Origin of the sequence: Pseudomonas sp. NPDC079367, assembly GCF_044542195.1 — a bacterium.
Taxonomy (GTDB): domain Bacteria; phylum Pseudomonadota; class Gammaproteobacteria; order Pseudomonadales; family Pseudomonadaceae; genus Aquipseudomonas.
The window spans coordinates 803517-814248 of the sequence record NZ_JBITTW010000001.1; the positions used below are offsets into that span (position 1 = coordinate 803517).

Below are 10732 nucleotides of genomic sequence, written 5' to 3' on the forward strand. Positions count from 1 at the left end.
AGCGTCTTGCCAGTCGCCATCGATGTTGACTGCTCTGCCGCTTTCGCGAGCAAGCCCGCTCCCACAGGTTTTTCGGCATGGCTGTGGATTGGTGGCGTGCCAGGACCGGCTGGTTTGGAGGTTGCCAAGGCTCTGAGGAGTGTCAGCTATCGACTGTGGGAGCGGGCTTGCTCGCGAAAGCGGTGCGTCAGTCACCCCAATGTATCGACTGAGATACCGTTCGCGAGCAAGCCCGCTCTAAAAGGAAATCCCGTTCATCATCACTGTCGTCGATATCCACCATCGCCACGATTGCCTTCCGCCCCTCCCTCGCCAAAGGCACGATTAGCTCATCCGACACACAACCAGGCGTTCACATCATGGTCCACACCCAAGTCACCCTCTCCGTGAGTTTCCCGGTGTTCGGCAGCAACTACTATCAACAGCACGTCGTGCCGCGCAAGGCTCAGGCGCTGGTGTTCAACGAAGACTTCGACGATCTGCTGATGCCCGCCGCAAGCGATCATTTCAGCAATGAAGTGGTCGGCCTCAACGATCAGTTCCGCTTTCTGAGCGACATACTCGCCACCCATTTGCTCGATCACGAGGCCTCGGTGCCTGCGCGATCCCGCGTCCAGGCGAACGCTCGTTTTTTCAACTGATGCACAGAGGGCGTTCCGTTAGCGGCAACGCCCTCTTCATTCATTCAGTCATCATCGCGATCGCGGTGATAACGACGGCCATCGCGGCGGTCGTCATCGCGGTCGTCCCAGCGCCGGTCATGGTCGTAATAGCGGCCATGGTCGCGGTCGTAATGCCGGCCATGCCGATGATCATCATCGAAATCCGCAATACAGCCGCTGAGCAATACGGCGGCGGTCACAGTGAGCAGCATGGTTGTCGCTTGCTTCATTCAACACTTCCCTAAAACCCAAGGTCTTGACGACGGAAAATAGCCACGCTGCCCGCGTCTTCGGGACGCAGTGCGCGCAGCCGCAAATACGACCGGGCAAAAGCACGTTGATTCACTGGCCACTATTGACCGTTTGTCGGCTTGTTCGTCGCAGCCGAACAGCGGCGTAACGCCACCTATACTGCTTGCAACCAACCCCCATGCAATGGATCTGCATCCTCAAATAACAACAAGCAGAGGTGGACCATGGTCTGGCAGCAAATCTATGACCCGTTCGGCAATCCGGTGCTTTCCACGCTGATGGCTGCGGTGCCGGTGGTGGTAATGCTTGCGGCGCTGGCGTTCTTTCACGTCAAGGCGCATCTGGCGGCGCTGCTGGCGCTGGCGTCCGCCCTGCTGATTTCGATCTTCGCCTTCGACATGCCGGCGGGCATGGCCGGCTCGGCGGCGTTGTTCGGTGCGGCGAATGGCTTGCTGCCGATCGGCTGGATCGTCCTCAACATCATCTTTCTGCATCGCCTGACCACCGAGAACGGCTCGTTCAAAGTGCTTCAGGATTCCCTCGCGCGCATCACCGACGATCGACGATTGCAACTGCTGCTGATCGCCTTCTGCTTTGGTGCGTTCTTTGAAGGCGCGGCGGGTTTCGGCACTCCGGTGGCGGTGACTGGCGCGATCCTGATCGGCCTCGGTTTCTCGCCATTGGCCGCATCGGGCCTGGCGCTGATCGCCAACACTGCGCCGGTGGCTTTCGGCGCCCTGGGCACACCGATCATTACCCTCGCCAAAGTCACCGGGCTGGACGAGATGGAGCTGTCGATGATGGTCGGTCGGCAGCTGCCGTTCTTCTCGGTGCTGGTGCCGTTCTGGTTGATCTGGGCCTTCGCCGGATGGCGCAAGATGCTCGAAGTGTGGCCGGCGATTCTGGTGGCCGGGGTGAGTTTCGCCATTCCGCAATTTCTCGTGTCGAACTACCACGGGCCGATGCTGGTGGACGTGATCGCCGCGCTGATTTCCATGGCCTGCCTGACGCTGTTCCTGAAGGTGTGGAAACCGGCGACCATCCACACCTCGGCAGCGCTGTCCGGGCGCGTCGACAACTCCAGGGTCGACGAAGAAAAAGTCACCGCCAGTGACGCCTTCAGCGATCAGGCGCGCCCGGCCGTGATGCGCGCGTGGATGCCCTGGATCATTCTCACGCTATTCGTGTTCGCCTGGGGCACGCAGGGCTTCAAGAACATGTTCGACACGCGCCCGGTGATTGACCCGGTTACGCAATCGGCCAAGCTCGACCCGCAAGGCAAACCCGTGCGCGAGGCCAACCCGATCTTCGCCCCGGCAGTGACCTTCACCAACCTGCACCTGCAGATCGAGAAGGTGCCGCCAGTGGTTGCGGCGCCGAAAGCCGAGGAAGCGATTTACAAATTCACCTGGCTGACCGCCACCGGCAGCGGGATCCTGCTGGCGGCGATTGTTGGCGGTTTGCTGATGGGTTATTCGATCCCGCAATTGATCAAGCAATACCTGCGCACGCTGTGGGTGGTGCGGTTTTCGTTGATCACGATTGCAGCGATGCTGGCGCTGGGCTTTCTCACGCGTTATTCGGGACTCGACGCGACGATGGGCCTGGCCTTTGCGGCGACGGGGATTTTCTATCCGATGTTCGGCACGCTGCTCGGCTGGCTGGGGGTGGCGCTGACCGGCTCGGACACCGCTTCGAACGTGCTGTTTGGCGGCTTGCAACGGGTGACCTCGGAACAACTTGGTATCAGCCCGGTGCTGATGGCGGCGGCGAACAGTTCCGGTGGGGTGATGGGCAAAATGGTCGATGCGCAGTCGATCGTCGTCGCTTCCACTGCGACCCGTTGGTACGGGCATGAGGGCGAGATCCTGCGTTACGTGTTCTTCCACTCGATCGTGCTGGCGATCCTGGTCGGCGGGCTGGTGACGTTGCAGGCGTATGTCGCGCCGTTTACCTCGATGGTGGTGGGTTCACATTAGTCAGATAGACCCATTCCCTGTGGGAGAGCTTGCTCGCGAAGACATACGCTCAGTCAATGAAGAAGTTGAATGTGCCGGCCTCTTCGCGAGCAAGCTCGCGCCCACGGAGTTGATTGATGAACTGCGCACATAACTCTTTAGCGCAAATCCGACAAAACCTTTTCCCCTCTTCGGCGGTCACTCCTTTTACGAGACTGGCATGCATGCCGGCGCGCCCGTTTGGGCCATTTGCAATCCTGCCGCCCGATGAGAGACAAGGAATCGAACCATGCCGATTTCCCGACGCAACTTCATGATCCTCGGCGCCGTAACCGCGACGGCGTTCGCCATGCCCCCCTTTATCAGCCTCAAGGCCTACGCGGCCAGTCTGGAGCAACCGGCCATGAGTCAAGTTACCCTGCAAGTGAACGGCAAACCGCAAACCCTCGAAGTCGACACCCGCACCACCCTGCTCGACGCCCTGCGCGAACACCTGCACCTGACCGGCACCAAAAAAGGCTGCGACCACGGCCAGTGCGGCGCGTGCACGGTGATCGCCGACGGTCGGCGGATCAACTCCTGCCTTACCCTGGCGGTGATGCACGAAGGCAGCGAAGTCACCACCATCGAAGGCCTCGGCATGCCCGACAAGCTGCACCCTATGCAGGCCGCGTTCATCAAGCACGACGGCTACCAATGCGGCTATTGCACGCCGGGGCAAATCTGCTCGGCGGTCGCTGTGCTAAAGGAAATTCGCGATGGCATTCCCAGCCACGTCAGCCCGAGCCTGACTGAGGCGCCCAAACTGATCGCCGCCGAACTGCAGGAACGCATGAGCGGCAATATCTGCCGCTGCGGTGCCTACTCGAACATCATCGAAGCCATCACTGAAGTCGCGGAGGTGCCGGCATGAGAGCCTTCAATTACAGCCGCGCCGACTCGCCTGCCGCAGCCGCTTCCCAGGCTGCGCAAGTCGAAGGCGCCAAGTTCATCGCCGGCGGCACCAACCTGCTCGACCTGATGAAACTCGACATCGAAACCCCAGTGCACCTGATCGACGTCAACCACTTGGGCCTGGACCAGATCGAAGCCACGCCCGAAGGGGGATTACGCATCGGCGCGCTGGTGCGCAACACCGATCTGGCCGCCGACGTGCGGGTGCGCAAGGACTACGCCCTGCTCTCCCGCGCCTTGCTCGCCGGGGCTTCCGGGCAGCTGCGCAACATGGCGACCACCGCTGGCAACCTGCTGCAACGCACCCGTTGCCCCTACTTTTACGACACCCACCAGGCCTGCAACAAACGCAACCCCGGCAGTGGCTGCGCGGCGATCGGCGGCGTCACCCGGCAGCTGGGGATCATCGGCGTCAGCGACGCTTGCATCGCCACCCACCCGAGCGACATGGCCATTGCCATGCGCGCGCTGGATGCGCAGATCGAAACGGTCAAACCTGACGGCAGCAAGCGCAGCATCGCCATGGCGGATTTCCATCAATTGCCGGGCAACACGCCGCACATCGAAACCAGTCTCACGCCCGGTGAATTCATCACCGCCGTGACCCTGCCCGCGCCAGTCGGCGGCACGCACATTTATCACAAGGTTCGCGATCGCTCGTCTTACGCCTTCGCGCTGGTTTCGGTCGGTTTGATCTTGCAAAAGGATGGCACCGGCCGCGTTGCCGTCGGCGGCATTGCGCCGAAACCGTGGCGGGTCGAAGCCGCAGAAGCGCTGCTGCCCAAGGGCGCCAAAGCGGTCAGCGAACGCCTGCTCGAAGGCGCGACACCTACCGATGACAACCAATTCAAACTGACACTGGTCGAGCGCACGCTGGCCTCGGTGTTGGCGCAAGCGAGGGAAACCGCATGAAATTCGACACGCCCGCCACCACCAACCCCATCGATCGTCTGAAGGTCGTTGGCCAGCCTACCGAGCGCATCGAAGGCCCGTTGAAAACCAGCGGCCAGGCGACCTATGCCTATGAGCAACATGAAGCGGCGGCCAATCAGGCCTACGGTTTCATGGTTGATTCGGCAATCGCCAAAGGACGAATCAAAGCCATCCATCTGGGCGAGGCCAAAGCTGCCCCCGGTGTGTTGGCGATCGTCACTGCCGAGAACGCCGGCAAACTCGATAAAGGTGATTACAACGCCGCGCATCTGCTAGCCGGTCCCGAAGTGCAGCATTACCAGCAAGCCGTCGCATTGGTGGTTGCCGAGACCTTCGAACAGGCCCGCGCTGCCGCGCAGTTGGTCAAGGTCGATTACGAAACCCTCGAGGGCAAGTTCGATCTGGCCAGCGTCAAAGACCTCGGCGTCGAGCCGAAAGACGAGCTGCCCGACGTCAATCACGGTGATTTCGACAAGGCATTGGCCGCCGCACCGGTGCAGTTCGACCAGACCTACACCACCCCGGATCAGTCCCACGCGATGATGGAACCGCACGCGACACTGGCTGCGTGGAAAGGCGACCAACTGACCGTGTGGACGTCGAATCAGATGGTCGCCTGGAGTGTCGGCGACATTGCAAAAACCCTTGGCCTGCCGAAGGAGAACGTTCGCCTGGTCTCGCCGTACATCGGCGGCGGTTTCGGCGGCAAACTGTTCATTCGCGCTGATGTGATCCTCGCGGCCCTCGGCGCGCGCATGGCGGGTCGGCCGGTAAAAGTCGCCCTCGCCCGCCCGCAAATGGCTAACAACACCACCCACCGCCCGGCAACGATTCAGCGCATCCGCATGGGCGCCACGCCCGATGGCAAGCTGACCGCCATCGCCCACGAGGGCTGGTCGGGCAACCTCGCCGACGGCAAGGTCGAATTGGCCGCGCAACCCAGTCAATTGTTGTATGCCGCAGAAAATCGCCGCGTCAGCATGCGGCTGGCCCCGCTCGACCTGCCTGAAGGCAACGCCATGCGCGCACCGGGCGAAGCGCCGGGCTTGATGGTGCTGGAAATCGCCATGGACGAAATGGCCGAACAACTGAAAATGGACCCGGTGCTGTTCCGCATCGTCAATGACACTCAGGTCGATCCGGTGAAAACCGAGCGGCCGTTCTCTCAGCGTCAACTGGTCAAATGTCTACAGCTCGGGGCGGAGAAATTTGGCTGGGATCAGCGCAACGCGCAGCCGGGCACCCGCCGTGAAGGTCGTTGGCTGATCGGCATGGGCGTCGCGGCGGCGTTTCGCAACAACCTGCTGGTCAAATCCGGCGCCCGTGTACGCCTGGAGCGCGACGGCAAGGTGATCGTCGAAACCGACATGACCGACATCGGCACTGGCAGCTATACGATCATCGCCCAGACGGCTGCGGAGATGATGGGCGTCGGCCTGGATGATGTGGTGGTGCGTCTGGGCGATTCGGACTTCCCGGTGTCGGCCGGTTCTGGTGGCCAGTTCGGCGGCAACTGCTCGACCGCCGGGGTCTACGCTGCGTGCGTGAAACTGCGCGAAGCGGTCGCCGCCAAGCTCGGGCTGGCGGCGGATCAGGCCGAGTTTGTCGATGGTCAGGTGCGCGTCGGCAACAAGAGCCTGCCGCTGCGCAACGCGGCTGAAGGCGGCGCGCTGGTTGGCGAGGACAGCATCGAATTCGGCGATCTGGCCGAGAAGTATCAACAATCAACGTTTGGCGCGCACTTCGTCGAAGTGGCCGTCGATGCCGCCACCGGCGAAGTCCGGGTGCGGCGCATGCTCGCGGTGTGCGCTGCCGGGCGAATTCTCAACCCGACGTCGGCGCGCAGTCAGGTCATCGGCGCGATGACCATGGGCGTCGGCGCGGCATTGATGGAAGAGCTGGCGGTGGACAAGCGTCTGGGCTTTTTCGTCAACCATGACCTGGCTGGATACGAAGTGCCGGTGAACGCCGACATTCCGCATCAGGAAGTGATCTTCCTCGAAGAAACTGACCCGATCTCATCGCCAATGAAGGCCAAAGGCGTGGGTGAATTGGGGATTTGCGGCGTGAGTGCGGCGGTGGCGAATGCAATCTACAACGCTACCGGCGCGAGAGTGCGTGAGTATCCGATTACGCTGGACAAGATTCTTGATTCGTTGCCCGAGATGATCTGAAGAAACGTCGCCGTAAAAACACTCCTGTAGGAGCTGCCGCAGGCTGCGATCTCTTGATCTCCCAAGCAAGATCAAAAGATCGCAGCCTCGTTGCACTCGACAGCTCCTACAGGGTGTTTTGCTTAGCGCGGATATTGCTCATCACTGACCTGCTCCATCCAGTCCACGACCTTGCCATCCAGCACTTCCGCAATCGCGATGTGACTCATCGCCGTCGTCGGCGCCGCGCCGTGCCAATGCTTGGCGCCCGGGGCTATCCACACGGTATCGCCCGGACGGATTTCACGAACCGGCTGGCCCCATTCCTGTACGAACCCAGCTCCCGAAGTCACGATTAATGTCTGCCCCAGCGGATGGGTATGCCATGCCGTTCTCGCGCCCGGCTCGAACGTTACGGTGGCGCCACTGACGCGCCCCTCGTCGGTGCCCTTGAACGGGGCATCCACTCGCACCGTGCCGGTGAACCACTCAGCCGGCCCCTTGGCCGAGGGCTGGGAGCCATTCGGCGTAACGGTGACACGCGGTTTTTCGGTGGCCTGCACCTCGCCAGTCAGTAGCGACAGGGCCAGTGCGGAAGCAGCAATCGGGTTCATAGCGGTTCCTCCGGATAAATAATGGCTCACTGTAGCGGTCAGCACTCTTCGGATAATCGACTAGAATCCAAAAAAACTTATGCAGGACAATCATCAATGCTTCGGGAAAATGCAGCCGACCTGCTCGCCTTCCTCGCCGTTGCCCGTGAACGCAGTTTCACCAAGGCCGCCGCCAAGCTCGGTGTTTCGCAGTCGGCGCTCAGCCACACCATTCGTAGCCTCGAGGCGCGACTCGGCCTGCGCCTGCTGACCCGCACCACGCGCAGCGTGTCGCCGACCGAGGCCGGCGAACACTTGCTGCAAACCATCGGTCCGCGCTTCGATGAAATCGAAGGGGAACTGGCCGCCCTGAGCAACCTGCGTGAAACCCCGGCCGGGAAGATTCGCATCAGTGCCACTGACCACTCGTTGAACTGGATCCTGCGCCCGGTGTTGCAAGCGTTCCTGCCGCAGTACCCGGATGTCGCCGTCGAAGTCTGCTGTGATTACGGTTTCGTCGACATCGCCGGCCAGGGCTTCGATGCCGGGGTGCGTCTGGGCGAGGACGTGGCACAAGGGATGATCGCCACGCGCATCGGCCCGGACATGCGCATGGTCGTAGTCGGGTCGCCCGCTTATTTTGCCCGGCGCGGTACGCCGCAGACCCCGCGCGATCTGACCAACCATGCCTGCAATAACCTGCGCCTGCCCACTAATGGTGGACTGTATGCGTGGGAATTCGAAAAGGAGGGAGAAAGCCTGAAGGTTCGCGTCTGCGGACAAGTCACGCTGAGCGGCGTGTACCCGTTGCTCGACGCCGCGCTGGACGGTTTTGGTCTGAGTTACATTCCGGAAAACGTTGCTGCGCCCTTTCTGGCCGACGGCCGCCTGGTCCAGGTGCTGGCCGATTGGTGCCCGACGTTTTCCGGTTATCACCTGTACTACCCGAGCCGACGCCAGGCAGCGCCGGCGTTTGCGTTGTTGCTGGAAGCGTTGCGCTATCGCGGTTGATCCGGTTCAGCCCAGCAACGCAATCAGCTGATGCCGCTGCGCATCGGTCAGCATCGGCCCAAATCCAGCTCCGGCGTTCTCAGCCATGTAGCGCGGATTGCTCGTCCCCGGAATCACGCAAGTCACCGCCGGATGTGCCAGGAGAAACTTCAGTGCCAGTTGCGGCCAACTGTGGACCTGCACATCCGAGACCCAGGCCGGCAGTGGCTTGCCCTTGAGCCTGTTGAGCAGGTCGCCGCCGCCAAAAGGTCGATTACAGATCACTGCCACACCGCGTTCACGGCACAGAGGCAGGATGCGCTTTTCCACGCCACGGTCATCGAGGGCGTAGTTGATCTGCAGAAAATCAAGCTTCTCGGCCTTCAACACCGCTTCGACCTCGTCATACGCCGACGGGGTGTAATGAGTGATGCCGATGTAGCGAATCCGCCCCTGCTCTCGCCATTCGCGCAGTGTCGGCAGGTGGGTTTGCCAGTCGAGCAGGTTGTGAATCTGCATCAGGTCGATGCGCTCTGTCTGCAGCAGGCTGAACGACTCCTCCATCTGCGCGATGCCCTCCTCGCGTCCGCGAGTCCATACCTTGGTGGCGAGAAAGGCCGGCGATCGCGGTTCGTGGATCGACAACAGTTCACCGGTGGTCTGCTCGGCGCGGCCGTACATCGGTGAGCTGTCGATCAGCGTGCCGCCCTTCCTGAACAGCGCTTCGAGTACGGCGGGTAATTGTCGGTAAACCGGGTCGCCCGGTGCAGCGTCGAAACCGCGATAGGTGCCCAACCCGAGCATGGGCAGCGACTCGGAGCTGGAAGGGATGGCGCGGGTCTGCATGGTCTGGTCTCCTGCCGCGTGTGGCGCAGTGATGGCCGGCGGTGTGCCGCTGGCCAACGCCCGATCAATCGTCAACACCACCGCAGCCTCGGCAGCCAGGGTCAGCAAGCGGCGACGGGTATAACCTTCAGTGTGGCGCATGCGGATCCTCCTGCTGCGCGGATCTGTTGCATGGTGTGTGCGCAGGCTGGCAGGCGCACTCGCTGAACTACACTGCCACAGCCACCTCCACACTCCGTTAAAAGTAGCCGAATGTCCCGAACCCTGATGTCACTCGTCGTTTTCATCATTGCCGTGTACCTGGTGCTGTGCGCCGCGCTGTTCGTGTTTCAGCGTTCGCTGATTTGGTTTCCCCAGCCTGCCGCGGTGGTTTCAGCAGATTCGCGATTGAAACTGTCGATGCCGGACGCTGACGTGTGGGTGACTGCGCGAGAACGCAGCGGATCACGGGCGCTGATCTATTTTGGCGGCAATGCCGAGGACGTCTCGCGCAATCTGCCGGAGTTCACTGATGCGTTTCCTGACTATGCGCTGTATTTCCTGCATTACCGGGGCTTCGGTGGCAGCACCGGCTCGCCTTCGGAAGCCGCGATTGCCGAAGATGCGCTGGCGTTGTTCGATCAGGTCTACGCCAGCCATCCACAGATTGCGGTGATCGGCCGCAGCCTCGGCTCGGGCGTGGCGGTGCGCCTGGCCAGTCAGCGGCCGGTGCACAAGCTGATCCTGGTGACGCCGTTCAACAGTCTCGAAGAAATCGCCGCCCGGCAATACCCTTGGGTGCCGGTGAAATGGTTGCTCAAGGATCGATTCGAATCGGGCAAATACGCGGCGCACCTTCGCGTGCCGACGCTGTTATTGGCGGCGAGTCATGACGAAGTGATTGGACGCAGCAGCACGCAGCGGCTGTTCGAGAGTTTTCCTGCGGGCGTGGCGACGCTGAAGGTGGTGCCGGACTCGGGGCATAACTCGATATCCGAGCGTGAGGAATATCTGCGGTGGATAGAGGATGTGTTGAATCGCTGAGGGATGTAGCGATCACGCGGCCGCCTTCGCGAGCAAGCCCGCTCCCACAGGAGATTTGTGGGTTGGCGGGATCTGGGTGCAGCTGAAAAACCTGTGGGAGTGGGCTTGCTCACGAAAGCGGCGGGTCAGGTCAAAAATCTGCATCTGACACACTGCTTTCGCGAGCAAGCCGCTCCCACAGGAGATTTGTGGGTTGGCGGGATCTGGGTGCAGCCGAAAAACCTGTGGGGGTGGGCTTGTTCACGAAAGCGGAGGGTCAGGTCAAAATGTGTATCTGACACACTGCTTTCGCGAGCAAGCCGCTCCCACAGGAGATTTGTGGGTTGGCGGGATCTGGGTGCAGCCGAAAAACCTGTGGGGGTGGGCTT

General features: G+C 61.6%; 10 protein-coding genes. 7 read left to right on the top strand and 3 right to left on the bottom strand.

The features are described 5' to 3' along the window. Positions 1–359 precede the first annotated feature (359 nt). Positions 360–641, top strand: coding sequence for a hypothetical protein (locus ACIGDJ_RS03510; protein ID WP_397478332.1), 282 nt, complete (start codon positions 360–362; stop codon positions 639–641). 44 nt (positions 642–685) lie between these two features. Here ACIGDJ_RS03510 and ACIGDJ_RS03515 read toward each other — a convergent pair whose 3' ends face one another. Further along, the gene (locus ACIGDJ_RS03515; protein ID WP_016775135.1) at positions 686–892 is read right to left on the bottom strand and encodes a hypothetical protein; all 207 of its coding nucleotides are present in this window, start codon (positions 890–892) and stop codon (positions 686–688) included. A gap of 246 nt (positions 893–1138) precedes the next feature. Here ACIGDJ_RS03515 and ACIGDJ_RS03520 point away from each other — a divergent pair, with 246 nt between their 5' ends. The 4 genes from ACIGDJ_RS03520 to paoC all read left to right on the top strand — a co-directional run bounded on the left by ACIGDJ_RS03520 (position 1139) and on the right by paoC (position 6933). Then, positions 1139–2893 carry an L-lactate permease gene (locus tag ACIGDJ_RS03520; protein WP_397478333.1) on the top strand — a complete coding sequence of 585 codons (1755 nt, stop codon included), beginning with the start codon at positions 1139–1141 and terminating at the stop codon, positions 2891–2893. Between the two features lie 268 nt (positions 2894–3161). Then, positions 3162–3785 (top strand): aldehyde dehydrogenase iron-sulfur subunit PaoA, encoded by a 624-nt coding sequence (paoA, locus tag ACIGDJ_RS03525; RefSeq protein ID WP_101162633.1) that lies wholly within the window; start codon positions 3162–3164, stop codon positions 3783–3785. Then, positions 3782–4738 carry an FAD binding domain-containing protein gene (locus ACIGDJ_RS03530; protein ID WP_397478334.1) on the top strand — a complete coding sequence of 319 codons (957 nt, stop codon included), beginning with the start codon at positions 3782–3784 and terminating at the stop codon, positions 4736–4738. Before paoA ends, ACIGDJ_RS03530 begins: the two co-directional genes overlap by 4 nt. Next, a complete protein-coding gene (paoC, locus tag ACIGDJ_RS03535) occupies positions 4735–6933 on the top strand; it encodes an aldehyde oxidoreductase molybdenum-binding subunit PaoC (RefSeq protein WP_397478335.1) in 2199 nt (732 codons plus the stop codon). Before ACIGDJ_RS03530 ends, paoC begins: the two co-directional genes overlap by 4 nt. Positions 6934–7055: 122 nt before the next feature. Here the strand turns inward: paoC and ACIGDJ_RS03540 are convergent, their stop codons facing one another. Continuing rightward, positions 7056–7526: a cupin domain-containing protein gene (locus ACIGDJ_RS03540; RefSeq protein WP_101162636.1), complete on the bottom strand. Its 471-nt coding sequence runs from the start codon at positions 7524–7526 to the stop codon at positions 7056–7058. Between the two features lie 96 nt (positions 7527–7622). Between ACIGDJ_RS03540 and ACIGDJ_RS03545 the strand changes: the two genes are divergently transcribed. Beyond that, complete coding sequence (locus ACIGDJ_RS03545) at positions 7623–8516, top strand: LysR family transcriptional regulator (protein WP_101162637.1); 894 nt, start codon at positions 7623–7625, stop codon at positions 8514–8516. A gap of 6 nt (positions 8517–8522) precedes the next feature. Here ACIGDJ_RS03545 and ACIGDJ_RS03550 read toward each other — a convergent pair whose 3' ends face one another. Next, on the bottom strand, positions 8523–9482 hold the full coding sequence (locus ACIGDJ_RS03550) for an aldo/keto reductase (protein WP_397478336.1): 960 nt from the start codon (positions 9480–9482) through the stop codon (positions 8523–8525). A gap of 111 nt (positions 9483–9593) precedes the next feature. Between ACIGDJ_RS03550 and ACIGDJ_RS03555 the strand changes: the two genes are divergently transcribed. Continuing rightward, a complete protein-coding gene (locus ACIGDJ_RS03555) occupies positions 9594–10364 on the top strand; it encodes an alpha/beta fold hydrolase (protein WP_313003010.1) in 771 nt (256 codons plus the stop codon). The last annotated feature ends 368 nt before the right edge of the window (positions 10365–10732 follow it).